Origin of the sequence: Actinomycetospora chiangmaiensis DSM 45062, from assembly GCF_000379625.1 — a bacterium.
GTDB lineage: Bacteria > Actinomycetota > Actinomycetes > Mycobacteriales > Pseudonocardiaceae > Actinomycetospora > Actinomycetospora chiangmaiensis.
The window spans coordinates 136,441-163,264 of record NZ_KB903219.1; the positions used below are offsets into that span (position 1 = coordinate 136,441).

20 protein-coding genes and 1 tRNA gene are annotated in these 26,824 nt (G+C 73.5%); 8 read left to right on the top strand and 13 right to left on the bottom strand.

The features are described from left to right. Positions 1 to 26: 26 nt before the first annotated feature. Positions 27 to 2,963, bottom strand: coding sequence for an arabinosyltransferase domain-containing protein (locus A3CO_RS30850; RefSeq protein ID WP_084681632.1), 2,937 nt, complete (start codon positions 2,961 to 2,963; stop codon positions 27 to 29). After that, positions 2,947 to 6,069 (bottom strand): arabinosyltransferase domain-containing protein, encoded by a 3,123-nt coding sequence (locus A3CO_RS30855; protein ID WP_018331764.1) that lies wholly within the window; start codon positions 6,067 to 6,069, stop codon positions 2,947 to 2,949. Before A3CO_RS30855 ends, A3CO_RS30850 begins: the two co-directional genes overlap by 17 nt. Positions 6,070 to 6,134: 65 nt before the next feature. Between A3CO_RS30855 and A3CO_RS0108205 the strand changes: the two genes are divergently transcribed. Beyond that, positions 6,135 to 6,590 carry a GtrA family protein gene (locus tag A3CO_RS0108205; RefSeq protein ID WP_033413997.1) on the top strand — a complete coding sequence of 152 codons (456 nt, stop codon included), beginning with the start codon at positions 6,135 to 6,137 and terminating at the stop codon, positions 6,588 to 6,590. A 34-nt stretch (positions 6,591 to 6,624) separates the two neighbouring features. On the opposite strand, the gene A3CO_RS30860 is transcribed toward A3CO_RS0108205, so the two are convergent. The 6 genes from A3CO_RS30860 to A3CO_RS0108235 all read right to left on the bottom strand — a co-directional run bounded on the left by A3CO_RS30860 (position 6,625) and on the right by A3CO_RS0108235 (position 14,416). Continuing rightward, positions 6,625 to 7,566 carry a hypothetical protein gene (locus A3CO_RS30860; RefSeq protein ID WP_018331766.1) on the bottom strand — a complete coding sequence of 314 codons (942 nt, stop codon included), beginning with the start codon at positions 7,564 to 7,566 and terminating at the stop codon, positions 6,625 to 6,627. 101 nt (positions 7,567 to 7,667) lie between these two features. Further along, positions 7,668 to 11,060, bottom strand: coding sequence for an arabinosyltransferase domain-containing protein (locus tag A3CO_RS30865; protein ID WP_018331767.1), 3,393 nt, complete (start codon positions 11,058 to 11,060; stop codon positions 7,668 to 7,670). A 70-nt stretch (positions 11,061 to 11,130) separates the two neighbouring features. Continuing rightward, positions 11,131 to 12,033, bottom strand: a complete 903-nt coding sequence (gene glfT1, locus A3CO_RS0108220) for a galactofuranosyltransferase GlfT1 (protein ID WP_018331768.1) — start codon at positions 12,031 to 12,033, stop codon at positions 11,131 to 11,133. Next, positions 12,033 to 12,845: a galactan export ABC transporter ATP-binding subunit Wzt/RfbE gene (gene wzt, locus A3CO_RS0108225; protein WP_018331769.1), complete on the bottom strand. Its 813-nt coding sequence runs from the start codon at positions 12,843 to 12,845 to the stop codon at positions 12,033 to 12,035. The genes glfT1 and wzt overlap by 1 nt, the downstream gene beginning before the upstream one ends. A gap of 5 nt (positions 12,846 to 12,850) precedes the next feature. Then, positions 12,851 to 13,804, bottom strand: coding sequence for a galactan export ABC transporter permease subunit Wzm/RfbD (gene wzm, locus A3CO_RS0108230; protein WP_018331770.1), 954 nt, complete (start codon positions 13,802 to 13,804; stop codon positions 12,851 to 12,853). A gap of 57 nt (positions 13,805 to 13,861) precedes the next feature. Next, complete coding sequence (locus A3CO_RS0108235; RefSeq protein WP_018331771.1) at positions 13,862 to 14,416, bottom strand: bacterial proteasome activator family protein; 555 nt, start codon at positions 14,414 to 14,416, stop codon at positions 13,862 to 13,864. A 161-nt stretch (positions 14,417 to 14,577) separates the two neighbouring features. Between A3CO_RS0108235 and A3CO_RS0108240 the strand changes: the two genes are divergently transcribed. Further along, positions 14,578 to 15,795: a cysteine desulfurase-like protein gene (locus tag A3CO_RS0108240; protein ID WP_018331772.1), complete on the top strand. Its 1,218-nt coding sequence runs from the start codon at positions 14,578 to 14,580 to the stop codon at positions 15,793 to 15,795. A gap of 93 nt (positions 15,796 to 15,888) precedes the next feature. Here the strand turns inward: A3CO_RS0108240 and A3CO_RS0108245 are convergent, their stop codons facing one another. Beyond that, positions 15,889 to 16,881: an NAD(P)H-quinone oxidoreductase gene (locus tag A3CO_RS0108245; protein WP_018331773.1), complete on the bottom strand. Its 993-nt coding sequence runs from the start codon at positions 16,879 to 16,881 to the stop codon at positions 15,889 to 15,891. 79 nt (positions 16,882 to 16,960) lie between these two features. Between A3CO_RS0108245 and A3CO_RS0108250 the strand changes: the two genes are divergently transcribed. Next, a complete protein-coding gene (locus A3CO_RS0108250; RefSeq protein ID WP_018331774.1) occupies positions 16,961 to 17,425 on the top strand; it encodes a MarR family winged helix-turn-helix transcriptional regulator in 465 nt (154 codons plus the stop codon). Positions 17,426 to 17,622: 197 nt separating this feature from the next. Continuing rightward, positions 17,623 to 17,710: transfer RNA gene (locus tag A3CO_RS0108255), tRNA-Ser, on the top strand. Positions 17,711 to 18,107: 397 nt separating this feature from the next. Here the strand turns inward: A3CO_RS0108255 and A3CO_RS0108270 are convergent. Next, a complete protein-coding gene (locus A3CO_RS0108270) occupies positions 18,108 to 18,770 on the bottom strand; it encodes a TetR/AcrR family transcriptional regulator (RefSeq protein ID WP_018331777.1) in 663 nt (220 codons plus the stop codon). A 66-nt stretch (positions 18,771 to 18,836) separates the two neighbouring features. Here A3CO_RS0108270 and A3CO_RS0108275 point away from each other — a divergent pair, with 66 nt between their 5' ends. Continuing rightward, positions 18,837 to 19,946, top strand: a complete 1,110-nt coding sequence (locus A3CO_RS0108275) for an FAD-dependent oxidoreductase (protein WP_018331778.1) — start codon at positions 18,837 to 18,839, stop codon at positions 19,944 to 19,946. Between the two features lie 75 nt (positions 19,947 to 20,021). Here the strand turns inward: A3CO_RS0108275 and A3CO_RS0108280 are convergent, their stop codons facing one another. Both A3CO_RS0108280 and A3CO_RS30870 read right to left on the bottom strand, forming a co-directional pair. Further along, positions 20,022 to 21,209: a low temperature requirement protein A gene (locus tag A3CO_RS0108280; protein ID WP_245561465.1), complete on the bottom strand. Its 1,188-nt coding sequence runs from the start codon at positions 21,207 to 21,209 to the stop codon at positions 20,022 to 20,024. A gap of 24 nt (positions 21,210 to 21,233) precedes the next feature. Then, complete coding sequence (locus A3CO_RS30870; RefSeq protein WP_033414002.1) at positions 21,234 to 21,920, bottom strand: DUF1990 family protein; 687 nt, start codon at positions 21,918 to 21,920, stop codon at positions 21,234 to 21,236. 143 nt (positions 21,921 to 22,063) lie between these two features. Between A3CO_RS30870 and A3CO_RS30875 the strand changes: the two genes are divergently transcribed. Then, positions 22,064 to 23,242, top strand: a complete 1,179-nt coding sequence (locus tag A3CO_RS30875; protein WP_018331781.1) for an acyltransferase family protein — start codon at positions 22,064 to 22,066, stop codon at positions 23,240 to 23,242. Here A3CO_RS30875 and hisC read toward each other — a convergent pair. Next, a complete protein-coding gene (gene hisC, locus A3CO_RS0108295; protein WP_018331782.1) occupies positions 23,155 to 24,207 on the bottom strand; it encodes a histidinol-phosphate transaminase in 1,053 nt (350 codons plus the stop codon). The genes A3CO_RS30875 and hisC overlap by 88 nt on opposite strands. Before the next feature lie 98 nt (positions 24,208 to 24,305). Between hisC and A3CO_RS0108300 the strand changes: the two genes are divergently transcribed. After that, positions 24,306 to 25,010 carry a dienelactone hydrolase family protein gene (locus A3CO_RS0108300; protein ID WP_018331783.1) on the top strand — a complete coding sequence of 235 codons (705 nt, stop codon included), beginning with the start codon at positions 24,306 to 24,308 and terminating at the stop codon, positions 25,008 to 25,010. Between the two features lie 39 nt (positions 25,011 to 25,049). Continuing rightward, positions 25,050 to 26,804 (top strand): phosphatidylglycerol lysyltransferase domain-containing protein, encoded by a 1,755-nt coding sequence (locus tag A3CO_RS0108305; RefSeq protein WP_018331784.1) that lies wholly within the window; start codon positions 25,050 to 25,052, stop codon positions 26,802 to 26,804. Positions 26,805 to 26,824 lie beyond the last annotated feature (20 nt).

Below are 26,824 nucleotides of genomic sequence, written 5' to 3' on the forward strand. Positions count from 1 at the left end.
CGGCTGGACGTGGCTAGCCGTAAGGGCTAGCTCTGGCCGATCGAGAGCGGACCCGGCGTCGAGAACCCGCTGTGGGACACGTCGCGCGAGCCGACCGCGGGGGCCACCAGCGGCACCGTCGGGACCCAGCGCTCGAGGCTCGCGATGTCGGTGAGCGGGAGGCCGGGGAGGTAGACCGCGTACCGGACCTGCCGGACCAGCGCCCGCGCGGTGAGCCACGGCCCGCCCTGGGAGGCGGTGTAGCTGATGTAGCCCGACTGCGCCTCGCTGCGGGCGTCGGTGGAGACCCGCCAGCCGGGGAGGGCGGCGACGCCGTCGCGGAGGGTCGGGAACGGCGTGCAGGGGAACAGGAAGGCGCCCGGCCAGTCGACGGCCGCGGGGACGCCGGGCGGGAGGACCTCGTTCCACGCGACGAGGCGGGCGATGCGCGGCACCGAGAACCCCTGGTCCGCCGGGGTGTCGACGCTGCTGACGAGGCGGACCGCCTCGTGGCCCGCCGACAGCCCCGGGTCGAGGCGGAGGTCGCGGGAGCGGGGAGCGTCGACGCTCGCCGACTCCGCGTACTGCGTCGCGTTCTCGTCGAGCGGCACGCGTGTGACCTGCCCGCCGGCGTCGCGGAACTCGGCGACGACGTCGCCCGCGACGATCGGCCCGGTCAGGGTCACGACGACGGGTCCGGGCGCCTCGCCCGCGGGGGCGCGGCCGGAGAGGCGGTACCAGCCGGTCGTGACGTCGGGACCGCGCCAGCCGGGCAGGTCGGCGCCGGCCATGGTCGGCCCGTCGGGGGTCACCGCCGGCAGGGGCCCGGGCCCGTCGGCGGGGAGGAGCCCGGCGAGCGGGTCACGCTCGACGCGGAGCCGGTCGGCGATACCGCACGATCGGCCGGTGAGGCTCGCGATCGAGTCCGACGCCAGCGTGTACGAGTCGCGCCGCTGGTAGGCGGTGCGGGCGAACGAGAGCACCTCGATCGCGACGACCAGCACGACGACGGCGAGGGCGAGTCCGGGGGCCCACCCGCCCGCCGTGGCAGCGAAGCGTCGTTGCCGGCGTCCAGTGGCAGGTTCGCCGCTTTGTCGCAGCGCCAGGATCGCCAGGACGACGGCCGCGACCGCGCCGAGCACCAGCACCGCGTCGGCGAACCGGATCCCGCCGAGCTGCGGGGAGAGCGTCGACCACGTGATCGCGTAGCTCGAGATCCAGTGCCACTGGTTGTAGCCCGCGAGCGTCAGCCCGGACGCGCCCGCGGCCACCGCGACCCCGACGGAGGCCCGCCGGAGCCGGCGACCCTCGTCCGCGTCGTTGCCGGGAAGGGAGCGGCGCCACGCGTCGAGGGCGAGCAGCGTGGTGGCCGTGCCGAGCACGGCGAACGCGCCGAAGTGGTGGGTCCACTTCGTCGGGGTGAAGGCGAGCGAGACGAGCGAGAGCAGCGTGACCACGACGACGCGGCGGCTGGTGCCGGTGAGACGGTCGCGGGCGCCGAAGGCGAGGGCGGCGAACGCGAGGACGAGCAGCAGCACCGGGGCGCGCCGGCCGAGGTTGCCCTCCGCGTCGCCGACGGTGAGCAGCGAGGTGTAGCGGACGTACTCGTCGGTCCAGGGCCGGTCGCCGCCGATGAGGGTGCGGATGCCGACGGAGTCGAGCACGGAGGCCCACGTCTGCCCGGCGTAGACCAGCACGAGGGTGAGGCCGAGGGCGGCGATCCCGACGACGAGGGTGGTGCGGTCGACGAGCCGCAGCAGGGCGGCCGCGCCGACGAGCAGCGGCACGAACGCCATGAGGCCCGTCGGGGTGACGGCGAGCGTGAACCCGGCGATCGCGAGCGCACCGACGAGCGCGACGGGGCTCGACCGTTCGATCGCCCGCTCCACCAGCACGAACACGAGCGTCGACCCGACGAGCACCCACGGTTCGGGGCGGACGCCGAGGTCGTAGGGCAGCCACCAGGCGAGGTACACGACGCCGGCGAGCAGTGGCGTCGTCGGGACGGTGAGGCGGGGCAGCACCGAGCGGCTGAGGAGGAACCAGCCGACGATGCCCAGCGCGGTCGCGGGGAGGCGGAGCCAGAACGGGGCCGGGTCGACGCCCGCGATCAGCGCCAGGACCTCGTAGAACCAGCCGAAGGGCGTCTCCGGGGAGTTCAGCCACCGGAAGACGGTGCCGACCTGGCCGTTCTGCCCGAGCGAGCGGACGATCCCGGCGATGTACCCGTCGTCGACCGTGAGCGGGCCGATGACCTGCCACACCAGCAGGCCGCCGACGACGCCGAGGTCGGCCAGGCGGGTCCTTGACGATGTGGCTTCCCTGCCACTGGATGACAGCGACGACGCGTCGCTGCCACGGGACGGGGCCCGCCACAGCGCGACCAGCGCCACGAGGAACGCCAGGACCGCGACGATCCCGAGCGCGACCTTCCACCCGCTCGCGGTCGTCTGGAACCGGGTGTCGCCGACCGCCGAGAAATCCAGCCCGGCCGAGGTCGCCGCACCGGTGAACGCGCCCGCCACGGTCGGGCGGACGTCCCCGTCGGCGCGGGCGACCTCGCGGCCGTCGACGGTCAGGGTGGTCGCCCCGATCGTCGAGTCCACGCGGAGCGCGTCCGCCGGGGCCGGGTCGAAGGTGTGGCCACCGGAGGTGACGTCGAGGGCCCCGTCCGCGTCGACCCGGACCGTCAGGCCCTGGATCGGCTCGGCGAGCGGATCGGACACGAGCGGGGCGGTCGAGAACAGCACGGTGCCCCGGGGGACCGCTCGCGCCGCCGCGGCGGACACGGTGACGTCGAGCGACTGCGGTTGGTAGGGCAGCATCGGGATCGCCGCGCCGGTCGGGGCCACGGCGGTCGGCCACGTGTAGGTGACCACCGGCTGGGTCACCGGCGCGAACGGGAACGCCAGTGCCGCGAGCACCGAGACGACGCCCGCGACGAGCGCGACCTGACGCAGCGGGGATCTAGCCGAGGTACTCACGCCCCGAGTAGGCCTCCGTCGCGAGGGTCGGGAACCGGGTGAGGCCGCAGCGGGACACCGAGCCGACGGTCAGGTCGTAGCCGTCGGTCGGGTGGTCGTAGACGATCCGGTCGACGTTGCCCCACTGCAGCGTGGGCGGGCCGCCCGGCGTGACCGTGGAGTAGATGCGCACGGTCGCCCAGGTCCGCTCGGACTGGACCATCGTCCCGCCCCACGACTCGTAGGTCGGGTTCGTGAGGATGAAGTCGGGCGTGTTCTCGGCGGCCTGCAGGCGGACCTGCGGGGTCGGCGCGATCCCGTGCATCACGGCCACCTGGTTCACGCACGGCCACAGCACGGCGGAGAGCTGGTCGGCGAACACGGGGGGACCCGATCCGTCGTCGGGACCCACCAGCGACTGCACCGGCTGCATGGCGGCGAGGTGCGGCGGGGCGACGGCGAGCGTGGTGTCGGGCCCCGCGACCCGGTCCTCGGCCACGATCCGCACCGCGGTGGGCCGGTCGCCCGGCAGCAGGACGGGGACCTCCTGCCACTGGCGGGCGGTCAGACCGGATGCGGGGTTCACGGTGACGGCGGTCGTCCGGGTGGGTGCGGTGGCCGGCCCGTAGCCGAACTCGAGCACGACCCGCTGCGAGTTCGGGTCGTTGCCCGCCACCGGCACCACGACGTGCGTCGCCGTCGACTGCGCGGGGACGGGGTACCAGCCCGTCGTCAGGGTCCCGAGGCCCGTGCCCTGCTGCGGGAGCCCGGGGTCGGTGGTCACCGCGTCGTTCCACAGGACGGGTCCGCTGCCGCCCGGGGCGGGCCCGGGCGCCGGCACCGATGCCTCGTCAGGACTGCCGTTGCCCGGCCCGGTGACGGCGAAGTCCCCGGTCGGGACGGCGGGGGTGACCGCCGCACCGAGGTCGACGGGGGTCCGCGCCATCACCTGCACGGAGTTCGACAGCTGGCACGGCCGCCCGGCGAGCGCCTGCAGCTGCGACCCCGCGACCGACCAGCCCGGCGCCTGGACCACCGGCGCGTACGCCATCACGGCGACCATCAGCAGGGCGGTCATGACGACGGACGGCACGAGGACCGCGCGGTCCGGCGTGATCCCGAACGTGGGCTTCCGGTGGCCCCGCCGCCACGCCACGAACAGGGCCGCCAGCACGGCGAGCCCGACCCACCAGAAGAACTGCCGCAGGTAGAGCGAGCCGACGTGTGGGGCGAGCTTCTCGAGGTCGAGCATCGACGGACCGGCCTTGAGGTGGTTGCCGAACGGCTGGCCGCGGTCGGAGTAGGGCTTCCAGGTGTTCGGCCCGGCGAACCCGAGGACGGTCGCGCCCGTGAGCAGCGCGACGCCCGCCCCCGTGACCAGCGCTCCCGGGCGCCGTGGGAGCGGGGTCTGCAGCATCGCGAGCGTCAGCAGCAGCGTGCCCGGCGCGGCGATCGCGCCGAAGTGGTTCACCCACTTCGTCGGGCCGAGCGCGAGCAGGAAGAGCGCCACCGCCGTCGTCACCGCGGTGGAGAGCGTGTAGGCGTGGATCGGGCCGTCGGCACGGCCGCGCCGTCCGGAGCCGATCGACACGATCACGAGCAGGACCAGCGTGAGCAGCACCGGCAGCCGGCGTCCCCAGGTCCCGGTCTCGATCAGGGTCCGGTAGTGCGCCCACTCCTCGTACCAGGGGAACGTCACGTAGTACCAGGAGTGCACGTTCGTCGCCTCGAGGACGTCCCCGAGGGTCGCGTCGCCGAAGCCCACCGGGATGGCCACGGTGCCGGCCGCGATCACGGCCCCGACGACGCCGAGCCGCGTGCGCCAGCTCGTCGTCCGCAGCCACCGGAAGAGCCAGGGGAGGGTCACGACGACGGGTGCGGCGGAGACCAGGCCCGACGGCGAGACGGTCACGGAGAGGGCCGCCAGCGCCGTGGCGAGGATCAGCGGGCCGACGGCCTCCCGCCGGCGCGCGATCTCCGCGAGCAGCAGCACGGCCGCGAACACCGGGACGATGAAGACCTCGGGCCGCAGCGCCATGCCGTAGGGCAGGAACCACGCGAGGTGGGCCCCGAGCAGCGTCCACGGCACCCAGCGGCGGCGCTCGATGCGTCCGAGCGCCGTGGACAGCACGCCGCGGAGCAGGAACCAGGTGAGCAGACCGAGCAGCAGGGGCAGGCACCGCATCCACAGCAGGCCCCACCCGGGCATGCCGAGCCAGTTCCCGACCGACCCCCACATCGACATCAGGTACTGGCTGCCGACGAACGGGTTCTCCGTCGCGTCGAACATGTAGATCTGATTGCCGACGAACCCGGTGGCCCCGGCGTTGCGGGCCATCAGCAGGTACCAGGAGTCGTCGTTCTGCAGCGGGCTGAGGATCACCCAGGCCGCACTGATCACGCCCACCGCGACGTCGGCGCCGTGGAACCGGGGCCGGACGAACCCGCGGTCCCCACGTCCCCACCAGCGCCGGGTCGCGAGCACGAGCGTGGCCGCCAGCGCGAGGACGTGCAGGATCAGCAGCGTCAGCTTGAGGCCCGACGGGACGCTGGAGTACCGGTCGTCGGGGTGGATCGTGGCCGTGAGCCCCGGTGTCCCGGGGGCGTCCGTGGCGAGCTCGGCGACCTGCGGGGCCTGGCCCGGCGCGGCGTAGAGCTGCACTCCGTCGCGGGAGAGCGTGGTCGTCGTGCCGTCGTTGGCGTAGCGGTACACGCACGGCGTGAGCGGCAGGACCTCGTCGACGAGGGTGGCGCCGTCGCTGGTGACCGTGACCCGGCCGCCCGAGTTCGACAGGGTGAGCCCACGCCCGGGCGTGCCGGCGCTGTCCGGCTGCGTGCGCAGGGCGTCGCCGCCGCCGCGCAGGGCCTGGCACGGGACCTCGGCGGTCATGGCGAGCGGGCGGTAGGGGACCAGCGGCACGCTCGTCGACGCCGCGGGCTGGCCGGCCTTCGGCCACGTGACGACCGGGTTGTCCGCCGTGACCGGCGCGAACGGGATCGCGACCCCCAGCAGCACGGTCACCGCCGCGAGCGCCGCGAGGAACCAGCCGGAGCGCACCGTCGCACGGGGCGTGGATCGCGGCGGACGCTCCGTGGCGCGCACAGGGGTGTCCTCGACGACGGCCATGGGTGGCAACGGTATCGACGGTGCGGTGACGGGCCGGTGGGGGGCGGCTCCTACCATCGGGAGGCGTGAGTGTCGAGGAGAACGCCGTGGGCCCCGCGGAAGCGGCCATCGCCCCGGTCGCGCTGGGGCTGAGGGCGCAGCTGCTGCGCTTCGTGGTGATCGGCGGCGTCGCGGCCTGCGTCGACCTCGGCGTCTACCAGCTGCTCCTCGCCCTCGGGGTGTGGGCGCCGTGCGCCAAGGGCGTGTCGTTCATCCTCGGCACGACGACGGCCTACCTGCTCAACCGGCGCTTCACCTTCGCCGCCTCCTCGGGCGGCGGCGCGAAGTTCGTCGGCTTCCTCGTGCTCTACGGCTCGACCTTCGCCGTGAACGTCGGGGTCGCGTCGCTGGTGCTGCACCTCGCACACGCGCCGACCGTGAACCCGCCCCTGTTCGCGTCCATCCTGTCGTGGTTCGTCGCCCAGGCCTGTGCCACCACGATCAACTTCGTGGTGATGAAGTGGGTGCTCTTCAGGAGCTGACGCTTGTGAGTACTCATCCGTGCTCGAACACGGATCAGTACTCACAGGCAGGGCACCTCCGAAGCTCCCCCTCCCATCCGAGCTGCGTCATGCGCCGTGCGAGGAGCGCCGCCGTCCGGCAGGCGTCGCCCACCTCCTCGGTGCCGAACGAGAACCGCGCCCGCCCCTCGATCTCGGCGGCGTTGTCGCGTTGCCGGTCGGCGTACGCGGTGCGCCGGTTCGCGTGGAAGCGCCAGCCGTCGAGTCGGGCGGTCAGGGTGCCGAGCGGCAGCTCCCATTCGTGATCCTCGATGCGACGTCGGCCCTCGACGATCCGCGGCACCTGACGGACGCCGTGCGGGAGACCGTGCGCGGTGAGGACGTCGTGCGAGAAGTCCGCCTCGAGCGTCGACTCCACGCCTTCGACCAGCAGCGTCGCCGCTGCGAGCAGGGCCTTGCCGTAGCGACGCGGTGGCCGGTCCGTGAGCTCCTCGAGGAGCGCCGTGCCGTCCATCCGCCGGGCGGCGGCACCCGCCGTCAGGACCCGCATGGCATCCCGCGGACCCGCGGCGGCCACGGCGAGGTCGACGAGGGTCCGGGCCTTCGTCGTCACCGGCGGGTCGGCATCCGTCACGATGTACCGGAAGGCCCGGCTCCGGTGCACGACGACGCCCGCGCAGCCCCGGGCCGAGGACGTGTACGGCACGGTGACGTGCGCCGGCCCGTCGTCGGGACAGCCCGGGAAGCCCCAGAGCGCGCCCGCGGAACCGTGGCTCAGAGCCGCCGGCCCCCACACGAAGAGCAGGGCCGCCCGCCGTCGGACGTGCGGTGCCAGCTCGCCGGTGAAGAGCGCGTACACCCCGTGGAGGACCGGGACCCAGCGCCGGGCCCCGACGTTGGCCTCGATCATCTCGTCGGTCACGCCGTACCGGAGGAACTGCTCACGCGTGAGCAGGCCGTCCTGCGCGGCCGCCAGCTCCAGGAGTTCCGCTGTCACACGGGCTTGGACTGCGACCGAGACCGATCGGTTCCAGGTGCCTGCGGCCTGTGAGTACTAATCCGTGCTGGAACACGGATTAGTACTCACAGGAGCGAAGCTCACCTCTCCGGCGACGGGATCCCGGGCGGCGGGTCACCGATCTCGCCCTCGCTGTGATTGCCCCACACGGTCTTCTCGCCGTGCACGACGTCCGGGGCGACGGTCCCTGGCGCGTAGGGCTCCAGCGCCTCGATGCGGCCCCAGTCCAGGGACGCCTCGCCCTCGAGGTAGGACGGCACGTCCTGCTGGCGCTCGAGCACCTCGATCCAGCCCATGGGGCCGCCGGCCGACGGCTGGGACCAGGTCTCGCCACCGATGCGGAACTGCGAGGCGTCGGCGATGAGCCGGTAGGTCGGCACCTCGGCGATGCCGTCGGAGACGTCGAACGGCTTCAGGCACGGCGACGCGAACTGCACCGGCCACTCCAGGTAGCCCGGCTGGGTCCCGACCGCCTGCGTGAACGGCACGAGCTTCGGCCCGCGCATCGGGGCGATCGCGAGCCAGCCGTCCGGCCCGAGCGCACGGTCCTGGGCGACGAGGCGGACCTCGTCGGCGGTCGCGCCCTTGCCGCTCGCGAGGTTGACCTTGATCTCGCGCCACGGCGGCTCGTTGCCGCTCCCGCCGCCGAGCTGGTCGGACCCCAGGATCTGGATGCGGCCGTCGGGGAAGCGCTTGGCGTACTGCAGGAACAGACTGTTCCCGCCGTCGAGCCGGCCCGCCACCGAGATCACCAGCGGCGTGTTCCCGGAGCGCAGCGAGTCGTCCACGGACTGCCACGGCGTGCGCAGCGTGCCGGTGGCCCGCCCCGTGGGGTCGTAGGTGCCCAGGACCTGCGACGACAGGTCGTTGCGCAGCGTGTACTCGTAGCCCGAGACGCCGGTGCCGCCGCCGGTGGGCGGGACGGCGCCCTCGGCGTGGAAGCCGTCGTTGACGGGGTTCGGGTCGACGAGCTGGGCGAGCGGGCTGGACGCGGGGACCGTGTCCGGCGGGAGCGGTGCGGGCTGCTGGCCCGGCGCGAGCGGGACCTGCGGCGCCACGATCGGCAGCACCCCGCGAGCCGAGGGCACGACCCCGGTGAACGGCGGCGCGACGGGCAGGATCCCGGCGGCGGGGCTGCCCTCCACCTTCACACGGTCGGCCAGCCCGCACGAGGACGAGAACGCGGTGCGCAGCACGTCACCGCCGAGCGAGAAGCTGTCCCACTGCTTGTCGATCGCCTTCGCCATCGACCCCATCTGGAACAGCACGAGCGCCCCGCAGATCACCGCGATCGGCGCCGACCCGAGCCGCAGCGCCCGGGCGCGCCGCTCGACCGCGCTCGCCGACCGCGACCCCCGCAGCCGGCGCACGCGGTCCCGCAGCGGCGCCGAGGCCGTCGTCAGGAAGGAGGCCTGGCCCGACGCCGGGTCGCGTCGCTCCTCCGGGATGCCCCGGAGGTGCTCGATGGCCGCGACGACGAGGAAGACGGCGGCGACCCCGAGGAGCAGCGTGGACGCCTGGTGGCCGTGGTACGAGGGCGGCTTGTCGTTCCAGGGGACGCCCCAGTTGTTCGTGTACCACCACGTGTTGGGGCCGGTGAAGGCGAGCGCGAGGGTCGCGAACACCGCGGCGAGGAACAGCGACCGGTTCCGGCGCGAGCGCAGCACGTCCGACGACGTGGCCAGCGCGGTCAGCGCCGCCATGCCCGACCCGAGGGCCGCGAACGCCCCGAAGTGGTGGGTCCACTTGGTGGGGGTGAGCGCGAGGACGAGGAAGCCGAGCAGGGTCGTGCCGATGAGGCGTTGCGAGGGTCCGAGGGCCGCACCCTTGATGCGGTTGCGGCGCAGCAGCACGACCAGGCAGACCACGAGCCCGAGGATCAGCAGCAGCACCGGGGCCCGGCGTTCCAGCGAGCCGTCCGCGGAGACCGAGAACAGCGACTCGTAGCGGACCACCTCCTGGTACCAGGTGTAGTTCGGCCCGATGAGGAACCGGACCCGGTTGGCCTCCATCACGGCCGCGTAGGTCTGGTCGGCGAACACCGCGGTCAGCACGATCAGCCCCGACGACAGGATCGGCAGGAGCACGGGCAGCCAGCCGAGCCGCCGGACCCGCTCCTGCACGAGCCGGAACAGCGGTCGGGCGGCGGCGAGGAACGGTGCGACGGCCATGAGGCCGGTCGGGGTCGCGGCGAGGGCGAACGCGGCGGCGACGAGGCCGAGCGCCACCGGGGCGAGCCGGCGGGTGGCCACCGCGCGCTCCACCGCGCAGAACGCGAGCAGGGCCGAGATCACGGCGACCGGCTCGGGGCGCAGCCCGTTGTTGAAGGGCAGCCAGAACATCAGGAAGACCATCGCGGCGGCCCAGCCCGCGGCCTTCGAGCGCCGCACCTGCTGGCCGAGGCGGGGCAGCATCTCCCGGCTGATCAGCAGCCAGGACACGATGCCCATGAACACCGACGGCAGGCGCATCCACAGGACCGTGTCGCTGACCTGCACCCACACCGCGTACAGCTCGTAGAACCAGCCGAACGGTGCCTCGGGGACGTTGAACCAGCGGTAGTAGTTGCCGATGTAGCCGGCGCTCTCGCGGGCCCGGGCGATGCCGAGGATGTAGCCGTCGTCGGAGGTCTGGGACCCGATGACCGCCCACACCGCGAGGCCGGCGACCACCACGCCGTCGCGCCAGGTCGGCACCCACCAGCGGCGCGGGGCGAGCCGTGGGGCGCGGCGACCGGCGCGGGTGTCGAGCACGTGCAGGGCCCACACCGCGCCGAGGAAGCAGAGGATCGCGAGGATGCCGGCCGCCGTCTTGAGCTCGGTGGCCGTCGTCTGGAAGCGCGTGTCCGGCGTGATCGAGACGCTGGTGCCGGCGACGGGGTCGCGGTTCTGGTCGAGGTCGGAGTAGATCCCGACGACCTGCGGCCGGAAGTCCCCGCCCAGGGTGGTGTCCGCGCCGGCGCCGAGGTTGATCACCGTCTCGTTGAAGTCCGAGGTGATCGTGACGTTGCAGGGCCCGCCGGGGACCGGCTCCTGCGCGGCCTGCTGGCCGCGGTCGGCGACGGTGAGCTGCCCGTCGTCGACGAAGAGCTGCATGCCGACCTGGGCGCCCTGCGGCGAGAGCGGCGGCGTCGTCGAGAAGACCGTCGCGCGCTGCGAGGTGCGGGCGTCGAGGCTGCGGATCGCCGCGCAGGGGATCGTCGCCGTCATCGACTGCGGGCGGAACGCCACCAGCGGCGCGTCGACCGAGCGGGTCCCGTTCGTGGCGCTGGGCCACTGGATGGTCGCGGTGTCCTGCACGACCGGCAGGAACGGGTAGACCACCGCGAGCACGGAGCCGAGGCCGCCGAGGAGGATCGCGATCCAGCGCCAGCGGCGCAGCACGCGCTCGTCGTCCCGTCCCGACGTCGGGTCGGGTCGGGTGCCCTCGTCCGCGGCGCGCGTGGTCGGCGGGACCGAGTCCGAGGTCAGCACGTGGTGCGTCCTGACATGGGGTGGGAAACCTCCAGGATGAGGGGGTTCGTGCCCGGCTGGCTGGGGGAGCTCATGCCCGGCGGAACTGCTCGCGACGACCGAGCCGGACGAGGCGCAGCCACTCGCGCAGCGCCCTCGGGTCGCGTCGTTCGACGAGGAAGTACCAGCCGAACCGCAGGTGCTCGATGGCGCCGAGCCTGCGCAGTCCGGGCTGGGCGAGCAGGTAGCCGCGGTTGCGGTAGGTGTAGTACCGCTTGGTCGCGTCGCCCGGATCCTGGGCGTGGAGCCGGCCGCCGAGCATCGGTTTGAACTCGTCGGACCCGTCGGGGTGGACGTAGGCCGTCGTCAGGCACGTCCCGTAGGGAAGCCCGGAGCGCATGAGGCGGCGGTGCAGTTCGACCTCGTCCCCGCGCACGAACAGGCGGAGATCCGGGACGCCCACCACGTCGAGCGTCGCTGCGCGGAAGAGCGCCCCGTTGAACAGGTGCGCGATCCCGGGCATGAGCTCGCCGTCGCCGAACCCGTCGAGGTCGCGGCGCCGGCGCACCCAGGTGAGGCCGCGGCGCAGCGGGAAGGCGAGGCGCTCCGGGTCGGCGGCGTCGGCGATCACCGGCGACACCTCGGCGAGGCCGCGCCGTTCCGCGACCTCCAGGAGCGTCGCGAGGACGTGCTCGTCGGCGGGGCGCCCGTCGTCGTCGGCCATCCAGAGCCAGTCGGCACCGGCCGCGAGGGCCGTGAGCATGCCGAGCGCGTAGCCGCCGGCGCCCCCCAGGTTGTGCTGCGAGGGGAGGTAGGTGACCGGCAGGCCGCAGGACTCGACGACCTCGCGGGTCTTCTCGTCGGGCCCGTTGTCGACGACGACGAGGTGGTCCGGACGCCGGGTCTGCCCGGCGATGACGGCGAGGCCGTCGGCGAGCAGCTCGGGCCGGTGGCGGGTGACGACGACGGCGTGGACGGTCCGGGTGGGATCCATCACGGGTGCACCCGCTCGTCGGTGGGGGTGGTGGCTCCGATCCGCGCGAGGGTCTCGGGGCTGAGGGTCTCGAAGAGGTCGCGACCCTTGTAGTGGCTCACCACCTCGCGCAGGGTGCCCTGCTCCTTGATCTCCCCGGTGTCCATCCAGATCGCGGTGTCGCAGAGCTCGACGAGGAACTCGTCGGAGTGCGAGGCGAAGACGAGCATCCCGGAGCGCGAGACGAGGTCGCGCAGCCGGTCGCGGGCCTTCTCGAGGAACGCCGCATCGACCGCACCGATGCCCTCGTCGAGAATGAGGATCTCGGGGTCGATCGAGGTGACGACGCCGAGCGCCAGCCGCACCCGCATACCCGTCGAGTAGGTGCGCAGCGGCATCCGCAGGTAGTCGCCGAGCTCGGTGAACTCGGCGATCTCGTCGACCCGGCGTTCCATCTCCCGGCGGGTCATGCCGAGGAAGAGGCCGCGGATGAGGATGTTCTCCAGCCCGGAGATCTCCGGGTCCATCCCGACGGCGAGGTCGAAGACCGGGGCGACACGCCCCCGGATACGTGCGCGGCCCCGCGTCGGTTCGTAGATGCCGGCGAGCAGGCGCAGCAGCGTGGACTTCCCGGCGCCGTTGTGGCCGACGAGACCGACCCGGTCGCCCTGCTTGAGGCTCAGGTCGATGTCGCGCAGGGCCTCCACGACAGGCACCTTGGCGTCGGTGATCCGGCCACCGGCCCTGCCGAGGACGGACTTCTTGAGGCTGCGGTTCTTGGCGTCGAAGATCGGGAAGTCGACGCTCGCGCCCTGGACCTCGATCGAGACCATGTGTGTCACACCCAGTACGCGACGCGGGAGCGGTAGTTGCGCAGCGCGACCAGGGCCAGCGTCCAGCCGACCACGGTGATGACGCCGACGACCGCCCAGTGCGTCCAGCTCTGCACCTGCCCCACGAGCGGGGCCCGGAAGATCTCGATGAAGTGGTAGAAGGGGTTCAGCCGCGCCAGCTGCTCGACGTAGGCCTTGGTGCTGCCGGGCGCACCGCCCGCGAGCAGGTCCGGCGTCCAGATGATCGGCGTCATGGTGAAGAACAGCTGCATGAAGCTGGAGACCACCGGCGGGATGTCGCGGAAGCGGGTCGCGATGATGCCGAACAGCAGGGTCACCCACAGGCCGTTGAAGACGATGACGACGAACGCCGGGATCGCGAGCAGCGCCGCCCAGGACAGCCCGGGGTGCAGGACCGCGGTCTCCTTCGTGCCCATCCGGTAGGGCTCGTCGAGCTGCCCGAAGAAGATCACCAGGACGACCGCGTAGACGACCACGTTGTGGGCGAAGAACAGCACCTGGCGCCACACGGTGCGGAACACGTAGATCATCAGCGGCGCCGGCAGGAACCGGATGAGGCCCTCGTTCGCGATGAAGGTCTCGGTCCCCTCCAGCACGCAGGCGCTGATGAAGTACCAGATCATGAAGCCGACGGTCACGTACGGCATGAACGTGCCGATCGGCTGGCCGAAGAGCTGCGAGTACAGCCCGCCCAGCGCCGCCGCGGTCACGGCCATGCTGATCGTGATCCACAGCGGGCCGATCGTGGAGCGCCGGTAGCGCTGCTTGATGTCCTGCCAGCCGAGGTGGCCCCACAGCTCGCGCTGCGCGATCGCCTGCCGGATGTCGCCGAACGCGCGACGCCACGACCGCGGGGAGGCCCCGTGCATGTCCGGCCCGGCCGCGTCGTCACCCGTCGGTTCGTCGGCGCCGGGACGCGCGAGTGCTGGGACGGCCACGGTCGGTGAGCGTACCTACCGGGGCGAGCGCAGCGACGGGGCAGGGATGCCCGGCGGTCAGAGGTACTGGCCGGTCGTCCCCCCGGAGCCCGTGGCGCCCCCGGTGCCGGCCGGCAGGCCGCGGCGCATCTGCTCGAGCTGCATGCGGGCCGCCATCTGCTGCGCGACCAGCGCGGTCTGGATGCCGTGGAAGAGGCCCTCGAGCCAGCCGACGAGCTGGGCCTGGGCGATCCGGAGCTCACCGTCGGTGGGGGTGACGTCCCCGTCGAACGGGGCGATGACGCGCGCCAGCTCCTCGCGCAGCTCGGGGGAGAGGGCCGACTCGAGCTCCGCGAGGCTCGAGGCGTGGATCTCCTTGAGCCGACGACGGCTGGCGTCGTCCAGCTCGGTCGCCCGCACCTCCTCGAGGAGCTGCTTGATCATCGTGCCGATCCGCATGACCTTCGCCGGCTCCTCGACGGCCGACGAGAGGTCCTCGCGCTCGCCGTCGGGCTCCTCGACGGCCTCTCCCGAGGGCATCCGCACGGTGCCCACGGGCCGGCCGTCGGCGCCGACGATCATCACCTGGTCGCCCGCGGAGACCCCGGACTCGTCGCTGGGCTGCTCGCTCATGTCCGCCATCCTGGCGGATACCCGGTGCCCGCCGTCGCGGTGACGCCCCATCGCCGGACGCTGGGCCGGTCGAGCCCCCTGCCGACCGGGACCCTCCGCCGGTCGAGCGCCGGGCGGACCGGGCTCGGCTACGGGCCGGAGCCGACGTACCGTACTGGAGCATGACGGTGGACGTCGCACGGGTCCGGGGCCAGGTCCCCGCGCTCGGTGACGGCTGGGTCCACCTGGACGCCCCCGCGGGCATGCAGGTCTCCGAGCAGGTGGCGACGGCGGTCTCCGCGGCGCTGCGCGCACCGGTCTCGCCGCCCGGGTCGGTCTTCCCGGCCTCGCAGCGCGGCGGCGCGATCGTCGACGCGGCCCGCCGCGCGGTGGCCGACCTCGTCGGCGCGGACCCGAAGGGCGTCGTCCTCGGGGCCTCGGCGGGATCGCTGCTGGAACGCCTCGCGGACACGCTGTCCTCGTCGTGGTCGCTGGGCGACGAGGTCGTCGTCTCGCGGCTGGACGACCGGGCGAACGTGCTCCCCTGGACCCGCGCCTGCTCCCGGGCGGGGACCGGGGTGCGGTGGGCCGAGGTCGACATCGAGACGTGCGAGCTGCCGAGCTGGCAGTACGACGAGCTGGTGGGCCCCCGCACCCGCGTCGTCACCGTGACCGCCGCGTGCGGGCACCTCGGCACCCGGACCGAGATCGCCGCGATCGCCCGGAAGGTCCACGCGCTGCCCCCGCCCGCGTCGGGCGTCGAGCCGCTGATGATCGTGGACGCCTCGGCGGCGGCGCCGTACCTGCCCCTCGACCTCGAGACGATGGGCGCCGACGTCATGGTGCTCTCGGCCGCGGCCTGGGGCGGCCCGTCGGTCGGTGTCCTGGTGTTCCGGCGGCCCGAGCTGCTCGACCGGCTGCCGGCCGCGTCCCACGACGCCGCCGCCCGCGGTCCCGAACGGCTCGAGGTCGGTGACGCCCCGGTCGCGCTGCTCGCCGGCCTGGCGGCGTCGGTCGACCACCTCGCCGACCTCGACGACCGTGCCCGGGGCTCGCGGCGCGACCGCGTGCTCACGTCGATGTCCTCGCTGCGCGCCCACCACGACGAGCTGACCGCCCACCTCGTGAGCGAGCTCCGCTTCCTGCCGGGCGTCACCGTGATCGGCGACCCGGCCCGCCGGATCCCGACCATCGCCTTCGTCGTCGCGGGCCACACCGCCCAGGAGGTGGCCGAGCGGGTCGCCGACCAGGGGGTCTGCGTCCTGATCGACCCCGGCGACCAGGGCGCGCTCGAGGTGATCGGTGGCGCCGAGATCGGCGGGGTCGTCAAGGTGGGCCTGGCGCACTACACCTCGCGCGCGGACGTGGATGCGCTGGTGGGTGCGCTGTCGCGGTTGTGAGCTCCGCTCCCGTGAGAGCGAAGCGTCGTTGCTGTCATCCAGTGGCAGGGAAGCCACCTCGGCGGGCCCGGCCGCGCGACCCGTCGTCGGGAATCAGGCCGACGGCACCTCGAGGATGATCTTCCCGACGACGCCGCCGTCGTCCATGAGCTGGTGGGCCCGGGACGCCTCGGGCATCGGGATGCGCTCGTGCACGATCGGACGGACGCGACCCGACTCGACCAGCGGCCACAGGTCCGAGCGCACGGCCGCGACGATCGTGCCCTTGCCGTCCGGACCGTCGGTGGGGCGCCCGCGCAGCGAGGTCGCAGCGACCGAGAGGCGGCGGGTCAGCATCTTCGCCAGGTTGATCTCGCCCTTGGCGCCGCCCATCAGCCCGATGATCACCATCCGGCCGCCCGCCGCCATGGCGTCGAGGTTCGCGTCCAGGTTGCGGGCGCCGATGTGGTCGAGGACGACGTCGGCGCCGTGCCCGTCCGTCGCCTCCTTCACCAGCTCGACGAGGTCACCGTGGTAGTCGAGGGCCGCGTCGGCGCCGAGGTCGCGGCAGAGCTGGAGCCGGTCCTCGTGGCCCGCCGTCGCGAGCACCGTCGCGCCGAGCGCCTTGCCGACCTGGATGGCGTGGGTGCCGATCCCGCCGCTCCCGCCGTGCACCAGCAGCGTCTGGCCCGAGCGCAGCCCGGCGGTGAGCACGAGGTTCGACCAGACCGTGCACGCCACCTCGGGCAGTCCACCGGCGTCGACGAGCGAGACGCCCGCGGGCACCGGGAGCAGCTGGGCCGTCGGCACGGCCACCTTCTCGGCGTATCCGCCGCCGTCGAGCAGCGCGCAGACCTCGTCGCCGACGTTCCAGCCGCTCACCCCGGAGCCCACCGTGCTGATCCGTCCGGAGCACTCCAGTCCCGGCAGCTCGGACGCCCCGGGCGGCGGCGGGTAGTTGCCCTGCCGCTGCATGACGTCGGCGCGGTTCACCCCCGCGGCGACGACGTCGATGACGACCTCGCCCGTCCCCGGCTCGGGGTCGGGCTGTTCGGTCCACTCGAGGACCTCGGGTCCGCCGGGCTCACGGATGGCGATGCCGTACACGCGGCGGACGGTAGTGGTGCGGACGGCCCGACGCAGAAGGGCGAACCGGAAACGATTGCCTCCGGGTAAGATGCAAGGCATGTCCACCTCGGAGGAGCCGCGCTGGCTCGACGCCGAGGAGTGGCGTGCCTGGCGGAACTTCATCGCCGGGCAGGCGCTCCTGCTCGGTCGCCTCGGCCGTGAGCTCTCCGACGGCCACGATCTCGCGTTCGCCGACTACGAGATCCTGGTCCGGCTCTCCGAGAAGGCCGACCACCGCCAGCGCATGACCTCGCTGGCCGAGGAGGTCGTCGCCTCCAAGTCCCGGCTCTCGCACCAGGTCGCCCGCCTCGAGGGGCAGGGCCTGGTCCGTCGCGAGGTGTGTGACTCCGACGGTCGGGGAGTCTTCGCCGTCCTCACGCCGGAGGGCTACGCCCGCCTGCAGAAGGCCGCGCCGGACCACCTCCGCGGCGTCCGCGAGCACTTCGTCGATCTCCTCGACGAGGACGAGCGCCGCGTGATGGGCGACGTGATGGAGCGCATCGTCGCGAAGCTCCGCCCCTAGCCGTCGGCGGCAGCGGTGGCCCATCGCTGTCATCCGACGTCAGGACGGCGCCACCCACTCCTTCCCGACGACGGGTCGGCCCGGCTGCCGCCGAGGCGTCACGCATCCGCCCGAGGGCGGCTCCGGCGGACCGATCGGTGACGTCTCGTCCGTGCCCTGCCGCGACGTCGGTGCCCCGGTTGCCTACCCTGACCCGCGGAAGCGTGGCAGAGCGGCCGATTGCACCCGCCTTGAAAGCGGACGTACCGAGAGGTACCGGGGGTTCGAATCCCCCCGCTTCCGCCACCGGCCGAGCAACCGGACGTGGGAATCACCTACGCTGCTCGGCCGTGACGATCGAGAACACGGGCGTCGCACTGGCTCGGCGGGCCGCGGAAGCACTCGAGGCGCTCGACCAGCACGGCCCCCACCTCCGACCGCCGGGCAGTGACCGCTTCGGATGGACCGCCGACGTGCTCGACGAGCTGGCCCGGGTGGCCGAGCTGCTCGGCCGTGCCGTCGACCATGCGTCCGGCGACGAGAGCGCGGTGGTCCGCCGCGAGACCCAGGACCTCGTCGACGCCATCGTGGCGCACCGCAACACCGATGCTGCAGCCCGCCCGGGACGCGACGGCGGACGTGCGCGCGGCGCACGCGGACCGCACCCGGCGCGACTACGGACCGCCCACCGGACGCAGCTGACTCACGTCGGCGGGTGGAGCGCCTCGATCCCCGCCAGCGCGATGTCGATCCCGGCGAGGAACTGCTCGCGGTCGTCGTGGTGGCGCATCTGGTCTCCGAGCGTGCGGGCGAAGGACCACTCCTCGGGGTCGAGCTCCTCCCACCGTGTCGCCATCGCGTCGAGCATCTCCTCGCGGTCCCCGTCCGGTCCGGCGGCCCGCGCGTTCGCGGCGTTCTGCGCGGCGGCCCCGAGGATGTACTGCACCAGCACCGTCGTCGTGACGAACCAGTCGTGCTGCGGCACCCCGAGCGCGCGGACCTGACGCCCGACCGCCTCCACGATCCGCGGGCCGCCGGCCTGCCAGGCGCCGTGCGAGAGCCGGGCCGCGACCCACGGGTGCTCGTCCACCGCGTCGAACAGCCCGAGGGCGACGGCCCGGAGCCGGTCGTGCGGTGAGCCCGAGGCGGGTTCCTCCGCGAGTGCCGTGAGCACCACGGCGTCGGTCGCGGCGTCGAGCAGCTCGTCCTTGTTCGCGACGTGCCAGTAGATCGCGCCCGGGCCCGTCGCGAGCCGTCCGGACAGCACGCGGAAGGTCAGCCCGGTCTCGCCGTCGGCGTCCAGCACCTCGACGGCCGTCGCGACGATCTGGTCGCGCGAGAGTGACTCGGGACGTCGGGGTGCCACGAGGCCATCTTGACACGCCTGGAACAACGTTCCAAACTGATGGAACAACGTTCCAGAGGAGAAGTCATGATCACGATCGTCGGCGCCGGACTCGGCGGTCTCGTCCTCGCCCGCGTCCTGCACGTCCACGGCATCCCCGCCGTCGTCCTCGAGGCGGAGGCCTCGGCCGACGCCCGTGCGCAGGGCGGGATGCTCGACATCCACGAGGAGGACGGCCAGCCCGCCCTTGCGGCGGCCGGGCTCACCGACGGGTTCCGCGCCCTGGTGCTCGAGGGACGCGAGGCGATGCGCATCCTCGACGCGCAGGGCACCGTCCTCCTCGACGAGCCCGACGACGGGTCGGGCGGCCGCCCGGAGGTCCAGCGCGCGGCGCTACGAGCGCTGCTGCTCGACGCGCTGCCCGCGGGCACCGTCCGCTGGGGGGCCAAGGTCACCGCGGTACGGGCCCTGGGCGACGGCCGCCACGAGGTGTCCCTCGCGGACGGCACGAGCCTGACCACCGACCTCCTCGTCGGTGCGGACGGAGCCTGGTCGAAGGTCCGCCCGCTCGTCTCGGATGCCACGCCGACCTACAGCGGCCGGTGCTACGTCGAGACGTGGCTGTACGACGGCGACACCCGCCATCCCGCGGCGGCCGCGGTCGTCGGCGGCGGGGCACTCATGGCGCTGGCACCCGGGCAGGGCATCTCGGCCCACCGCGAGAGCGGCGGCACCCTGCACGGGTACGTCGCCGTGGCGCGCCCGCTGTCGTGGTTCGACGAGCTGGAACCCGACACGCTGGTCGAGCGCGTCGCGCGGGAGTTCGACGGATGGGACCCCGCACTCCTCGCCCTGCTCACCGAGAGCGACACGCCACCGGTGGTCCGGCGGCTCCACACCCTGCCGGTGGGGCACCGGTGGGAGCGGGTCCCCGGGGTCACGCTCGTCGGCGACGCCGCCCACCTCGCGCTGCCCAACGGGGAGGGCGCCAACCTCGCGATGCAGGACGGCGCGGAGCTCGCCCTCGCGCTGGCGGCCCACCCCGACGACGTCGAGGCCGCCCTCGCCGCCCACGAGACGGCCATGTTCGCCCGGGCCGAGGCGTCCGCCGCCGACGGCGAGGAGATGACGTCGCTCCTGTACGGCGCCGACGCACCTCACGGTCTCGTGCGGTGGTTCGAGCAGATGGCTTCCTGACGACGGGTGGCCGCGAGCGTGGCGCCCTCCTGACGTCAGGTGTCAGCGGTGGGCCACGGCTGACCCGGAGCCGACCTACGCCGCCACCCGCGCCCGCCGGCCCACCGTCAGCAGGAACGTCACGAGCACCGCGAGCAGCACCAGGCCCATGAGCAGGATCGAGACCCCGACGCCGACCACGCCGGCGAGCGCCGCGCACACCAGGACCCCGACCGCCCCGCCGACCGCGAGACCGGGCACCAGCGAGTTCGCCGCCCAGGTGAGGCGCCGCAACAGGGCGAGCGTCACCAGCACGACGGCGATCGGGACCGCCACGGCGAACGCCGCGGTGACCGGCGGGACGTGGGCCAGGTGCTCCTCGACGTCCACCGCCGCCTCGATCCCGCCGCCGACCGCCGCCACCGCGCCGAACACGACGTAGTGCCCGTAGCCCCACGTCAGGGCGACGCGCAGCGACGTGAGGCCCTCGTCGTCACCGGCGAGGAAGTAGATCCACCACAGCCCGATCACCACGAACAGCCCACCCAGCCCGAGCGCCAGCAGCCCGACCGAGAAGCCCCCCGCGTTCAGTGCCCCCGCGAAGGCGTTGGTGATCCCCAGGATCACCTCGCCCAGCACGATCAGCGTGAGCAGGCCGTACCGCTCGGCGATGTGCTCGGGGTGCCACGGCGTCGCCGGTCCCCGGGACTCGGCGAACGGCGGCAGCGACACCTCGGCGAGGATCAGCACGACCGCGACGACGAAGATCCACGGCGACGGCACGAGCACGAGCGCCACCCAGAGCAGCTGCAGGACGGCGAGCCCGGCGGCGTAGGTGCGGCAGACCCGTCGTCGGGAAGGATCGCCGGCGGCCGCGCGCAGCCACAGCGCGACCATCGCCACGCGCATGATCGTGTACCCGAGGATCACGGTGCCGAGATCGCCGTGGAACACGTCCGGGACGCCGACCGCCAGCACGAGGACGCCCGCCATCTTGAGCAGCGCGAGGGCGCGGTACGGGGCGTCGTCGCAGTCGTAGGCCGAGGCGAACCACGTGAAGTTGATCCACGACCACCAGATCGCGAAGAAGACGAGCAGGTAGCTCAGCAGGCCGGCGCCGAGGTGGTCCTCGGCGATCGCGTGGTGCAGCTCGGCCGCGGCGCGGGCGATCGCGACCACGAACGCCAGGTCGAACAGGAGCTCGAGGGGCGACGCGGCGCGGGGCTGCTCCTCCGGGTCCCGGGCGACCATCGGCCGCCGGCACTCGGTGCGTGGGCTCGTCACACGGACGAGCTTGTCAGATTCCCGTCAGGCCGAGGGGGCGCGCACGATGTCGCCGGGGCCGACGTGCGCCGGGGTCGGGCGCGGCTGCCCCTCCAGCACGTGCCGCACCCGTTCCGCCAGCTTCGCCGACACCGCGCGGTAGAAGCGCCGCTGGGTGAACCGGCCGAAGACGAGGAAGCCGAGGGCGATCACCGGGTTCGGGATCGACGCGCGGGAGGAGACGCCGGTGATGACGAACTCGACCCGGCCCGTCGTCGTGTTCTTGACGACCTCGTAGACCAGGCGGCCGCGCTCGAGGTGGCGTCCGAGGGTCTGGTAGCTCCAGCCCCACACCCGCTCCTGGGAGCCGTCGGCCCGCTCCCGGGTCTCGTCCACCACGGTGTCCACGCGCACGCCCATCGGGAACCGCAGCACGACGAAGCGGCCCTCGAGCAACATGTCGCGGCCCTTCAGGGGCGCATCGGCGTGGAAGAGCGCCGCCATGATGTGGCGGTCGGCGAACTCGTAGTCGTGCACGAGCGCGCACGCGATCTCCCACGGCCCGCCGGGCTCGGGCGGCCCGGGGTCCTCGACCGCGAGCGTGTGCCGGAGCCGGTCGTGGTGCCAGCCCTTCCCGCCGGTCGTCGAGGGGTCGTAGTTCAACTCCAGGCGGGCGATCTCGGCGAGGTCGGCCGCCGGATCGGACACCGGGCTCAGCCGCATGGTCCTCATCGCGCCCCTCATACCCGTTTTCCACGACGACCGGTCGTCCCCCGTCCGGTTGCCGACCACCGCCGTCCGCTCGCCGGACCGCCCCGGTGCACACAGGCAGCTCTCAGCGATCGCTCAGGAGCCGTCCGTAATTTCCGACGGCGATGACGATCCTCGACGAACGCCCCTCCCGGGTGCGCAGTGCCGAGCCGACCGGCCGGCTGCTGCGCCCGGCCGCGTCGGGCGAACGTCGGCTCTCCTGGGACGTGATCCGGGTGCTGGCCGTCCTGTCGGTGGTCGTCCAGCACGCCACCTTCACCGCGCAGGGCGTCATGCCGTGGCTTGCCCCGCCGCCGTTCATCTGGAGCGTCGAGGCCGGCGCGAACACCCTCATGGTGGTCTCGGCCTTCTTCATCTGCGTCACCGTCGCGAAGCGCCGTCCCGGACGGTGGTGGTACCAGCGCATCGCCCGGCTGCTGCCCGCCTACCTCGTGGCCGTCGTCATCACCTACGGCGCCACCCTGCTGGCCGCGGACTACGGGTACTGGCGGCCGGGGGTGCGCGACCTCGTCGGCAACCTGCTGCTCGTCCAGGGCTTCGACCCGGACGTGACCTACATGGACCACTCCTACTGGACGCTGCCGCTCCAGCTCGGGGTGTTCTCGCTGGTGGCGCTCACGGTCGGCCTGCTCGGCCGGGACCTGTGGCGTCGCCCCGGGGCCCTGCCGTTGCTCGCCTGGTTCGGCGTGACCGTCCCGGTGCTGCTCGCCACCCTGGCCACCGGCTGGCTGAAGGTCCTGTCCGACGGCCTCGTCATGTGGCGCTGGCAGCTCTTCGCCATCGGGCTCGCGATGTGGCTGGCGAGCACCCGACGCATCTCGCTGACGCACCTGGCGGCCCTCACCGCCACCGGGGTGCTCGCCGAGGCCGTGATCACCCCGGACACCGACTCCGCGATCGTGCTCGCCGTGGCGTGCCTGCTCATCGCGGCCGCGACGCTCGGCCCGGACTGGCACTTCCTGCGCATCGGCCCGCTGCCGCGCATCGTGGGCTGGATGGCCGGCGTCTCCTACGGCGTCTACCTGATGAACCAGCAGATCGGCTACTTCTTCGCCTGGCTCGCCCAGGACTACGCGGGCGTCACCGGCTGGGGTCGCCTGCTCGGCGTCCTCGGGCTGGCGTTCCTGCTGGGCTGGTTGCTGACCCGCTGCGTGGAGCGGCCCGCGTTCCGGGTGCTGACCCGTCGTCGGGACCGTCAGGACCGGGGGAACGACCGGGCGGCGTCGAGCAGCAGCTCGTTCTCCTCGGGTGCGCCCGCGGAGATGCGCACCCCGGCGGGATGAAAGGCCCGCACGACGACCTTGTGGTCCAGCGCGTGCTCGGCGAACGCCTGCGTGCGTTCCCCGAGCGGCAGCCAGCAGAAGTTGGCCTGCGTCTCCGGGACCTCGAAGCCGATCGCCCGCAGCTCCGCCGCCATCCGCTGCGCCTCGGCGGCCGCCGCGCGGGCGTCGGCGAGCAGGTCGTCGAGGACGTCCAGGGCCGCGAGCGCCGCCGCCTGCGCGGGGGCCGAGACCGAGAACGGCACGGACACGCTCTTCAGGGCGGCCGCGAGGTCCGGTGCCGTGACCGCGTAGCCGACCCGCAGGCCCGCCAGGCGGTGCGCCTTGGAGAACGTGCGCAGCACCGCCACGTGCGGGTGGGCGTCGAGCAGGGTCAGCCCGTCGGGCACGTCGTCGTCGGCGACGAACTCGCGGTAGGCCTCGTCGAGCACCACCAGCACGTGCTCGGGGACCCGCGCCATGAAGTCGACGAGTTCGGGGCGGCGGATCGCGGTGCCGGTGGGGTTGTTCGGGTTGCAGACGAACACGATGCGGGTGCGGTCGGTGACCGCCGCGAGCATGGCCTCGAGGTCGTGGGCGTGGCCGGGGGTGTTCGGCACCGGCACGGGCGTCGCGTGCCCGATCACCGAGACGATCGGGTAGGCCTCGAACGAGCGCCACGGGAAGACGACCTCGTCGCCCGGCGAGCAGACCGCCGCCACCAGCTGGCCGCACAGCGCCACCGAGCCGCAGCCCACCGCGATGCGGTCCGGGTCGACGCCGTGGTGGTCGGCGAGCCGCTGCGAGAGCGTGGTGACCGTGATGTCCGGGTAGCGGTTGGCGGCCGCCACGGCCTCGGCGACCGCCTCCTGGACCCGCGGGTGCGGCGGCAGGGCGACCTCGTTGCTCGCGAGCTTGACGGCCCCGGGCACGGTGCGTCCGGCGACGTAGGCGGGCAGCGAGGAGAGGTCGGGGCGCAGCGGTGTCACACCGCCACCGTAGTGCGGGGTCGACGGGGCGGAACCGGTTGCGATGATCGGGTCAGGTCACGCGGTCCCGGTGCGTCCGGACATGGAAGGCTGCTCCCATGACGACCAGCACCGAGACGATCCCGCTCGTCGACGACACCGAACTCGCGGTGACCGTCGGTCAGCCGGACGGCACCCCGGTGCGCGGCGGGATCGTCGTGCTGCACTCCTCGCAGGGCGTCACGGAGCGCACCGAGCGCATCGTGTCCGGTCTCGCGGACGAGGGGTGGCTCACGGTGGCCCCGCACCTGTTCCACCGCACCGGCTCCGCCGACGAGGTGTCGGGTGTCACGGTCCTCGCCGACTCCGACGCCTCGTTCGGGTGGCTCGCCGATCACGGCGTCCCGGCCGACCGCATGGGTGTCCTCGGCTTCGACCTCGGCGCCACCGCGGCCCTCGTCGTCTCCTCCCAGCGTTCGCTCGGCGCCGTCGTCACCGTCGCCGCGGCCGGGGTGGCGCAGCCCCTGGCCGACGGGCTGCCGCCGCTGCTCGACGTCGTCGGGGAGCTCACCTGCCCTTGGTTGGGGCTCTACGGCGAGACCGGCGACCCGGTCGACCCCGAGGACGTGGACCGGCTGCGTGAGGCCGCGCACGCCTCGGGTGCCGTGGTCGACGTGATCGTCTACCCGGCCGCGGAGCACCGCTTCGACGACGCCGATTCGCCCGTCGTGCCGGACGGTCTCGCTTCCGGCGAGGGCGAGGAGGGCACCCGGAGCGAGGCCCGCCACCGCGTGCTGAACTGGTTCGAGGCGCACCTGAGGTGAGGTGCGCTCGTCTGGCCGGAGGCCACATGGGAGGACGAGGTGACAGGCACTCGGGTCGCTGACGCCGAGGAAGGTGCCGACGACGAGGCCCGCCGGGAACGGCGGCGCCGGGCCCGCATCGTCCGGGTCGTCGTGTGGTCCGCGCGCATCGTGGGCCTGCTCTCGATCCTGTCGATCCTCGCCCCCGCCGCCCGCCGGCGGTTGGAGCCCGCCGCGTGGTTCGGGCTCCCGGTCGAGGCGACGCTGGTCGGCACGGTGGTCCTCGCGACGGCGGGGGTCGGCCTCATGCTGCTGGCCACCGGGCTGCGACGACGCAAACGGCGGGCCTGGCAGCTCGCCGTCGCGCTGTGCGTGGTGATCGTCGCGTCGCACGTCCTGGGGCGGCACCCGATCCCGCCGCTGGTCGTCGCCGTCATCCTGCTCGTCGGCCTCCTGTGGACGCGCCGCGAGTTCGACGCGCTGCCCGACCCGGTGGGCCGGCTGGTGGCCCTGCGCGTGGTGCTGCAGCTCGTCGTCGCCGGCTTCGTGATCGTCAGCGCGATGCTGCTGTTCGTCCGCTCGAACTTCCTCCTGGGGCGGCCGTCGGTCGGGGAGAAGCTGCTGCACGCGCTGCTCTCCCTGGTCGGGGTCGACGGACCGGTGGAGTTCCGGTTCGCCTGGTACGACGACCTGACCTCCGCCGTCGGCCTCACCTTCGGCATCGGCGCGCTGGTGCTCGGCGGCTACTTCCTGCTGCGCTCGGCCGAGCCGCGTCCGGAGCTCACGCCCGACGAGGTCACGGGGATCCGCACCCTGCTCGAGCGGCACGGCAAGGCCGACTCGCTGGGCTACTTCGCGCTGCGCCGGGACAAGTCGGTGGTGTTCTCCGAGTCGCGCAAGGCCGCCGTGGCGTACCGGGTGGTGGCCGGGGTGGCGCTCGCCTCCGGGGACCCGCTCGGCGACGTCGAGGCGTGGCCGGGGGCGATCGAGGAGTTCGTCGCCGTCTGTCGCCGGCACGGCTGGCTGCCCGCGGTGCTCGGCTGCTCCGAGACCGGCGCGCGCGTGTGGTCGCGCGAGGCCGGCCTGGACGCGCTGGAGCTCGGCGACGAGGCCGTGGTCGACGTCGCGACCTTCTCGCTGCAGGGCCGGGCCATGCGCACCGTCCGGCAGGCGGTGTCGCGCATCAAGCGGGCCGGCTACGAGACCACGGTGCGCCGGCTGCGCGACGTCCCGGACGATGAACTGGGTCGGCTCGCGGCGTGCGTGGAGCGCTGGCGCGGCGGCCCTGACGAGCGCGGCTTCTCGATGGCGCTCTCCCGGGTGGCCGACGCCGAGGCCGATCCCGAGGCCGTCGTCGTCGTGGCGGAGGCCGACGGCGCCCCCCGCGGCCTCCTGCAGTTCGTGCCGTGGGGCACCGAGGGGCTGTCGCTGGACCTCATGATCCGCGACCCCGCCGTCACCGAGAACGGCCTCAACGAGCTGCTGATCACCGACCTGCTCGCGGCGTGCCGCGGGCTCGGCGTGGACCGGGTGTCGCTGAACTTCGCGGTGTTCCGGTCGGCACTCGAGCGCGGGGAACGGATCGGGGCGGGGCCGGTGGCGCGCCTGTGGGCCCGGCTCCTGCGGATCGCCTCACGCTGGTGGCAGATCGAGACGCTGTACCGCTTCAACGCCCGCTTCGGGCCGGAGTGGGTGCCGCGGTTCCTGGTGTTCGACGGGGTCCGCGACCTGCCGCGCATCGCCGTGGCCGCCTTCGAGGCGGAGGGCTACGGCGGCAGGCCGCCCGCGCTGCTGCGGTTGGTGCGGCGCTCGTGAGCACCCCTCGGAGCGAGGGG

What these genes read in the sequence shown, in the direction of transcription:
- A3CO_RS0108300 (WP_018331783.1), top strand. Translation starts at nt 24,306, where the DNA reads ATGACGACCAGCACCGAGACGATCCCGCTCGTCGACGACACCGAACTC.
- A3CO_RS30855 (WP_018331764.1), bottom strand. Translation starts at nt 6,069, where the DNA reads ATGGCCGTCGTCGAGGACACCCCTGTGCGCGCCACGGAGCGTCCGCCG.
- A3CO_RS0108275 (WP_018331778.1), top strand. Translation starts at nt 18,837, where the DNA reads ATGATCACGATCGTCGGCGCCGGACTCGGCGGTCTCGTCCTCGCCCGC.
- A3CO_RS0108240 (WP_018331772.1), top strand. Translation starts at nt 14,578, where the DNA reads ATGACGGTGGACGTCGCACGGGTCCGGGGCCAGGTCCCCGCGCTCGGT.
- A3CO_RS30875 (WP_018331781.1), top strand. Translation starts at nt 22,064, where the DNA reads ATGACGATCCTCGACGAACGCCCCTCCCGGGTGCGCAGTGCCGAGCCG.
- A3CO_RS0108235 (WP_018331771.1), bottom strand. Translation starts at nt 14,416, where the DNA reads ATGAGCGAGCAGCCCAGCGACGAGTCCGGGGTCTCCGCGGGCGACCAG.
- glfT1 (WP_018331768.1), bottom strand. Translation starts at nt 12,033, where the DNA reads ATGGATCCCACCCGGACCGTCCACGCCGTCGTCGTCACCCGCCACCGG.
- A3CO_RS0108250 (WP_018331774.1), top strand. Translation starts at nt 16,961, where the DNA reads ATGTCCACCTCGGAGGAGCCGCGCTGGCTCGACGCCGAGGAGTGGCGT.
- A3CO_RS30870 (WP_033414002.1), bottom strand. Translation starts at nt 21,920, where the DNA reads ATGAGGACCATGCGGCTGAGCCCGGTGTCCGATCCGGCGGCCGACCTC.
- wzt (WP_018331769.1), bottom strand. Translation starts at nt 12,845, where the DNA reads ATGGTCTCGATCGAGGTCCAGGGCGCGAGCGTCGACTTCCCGATCTTC.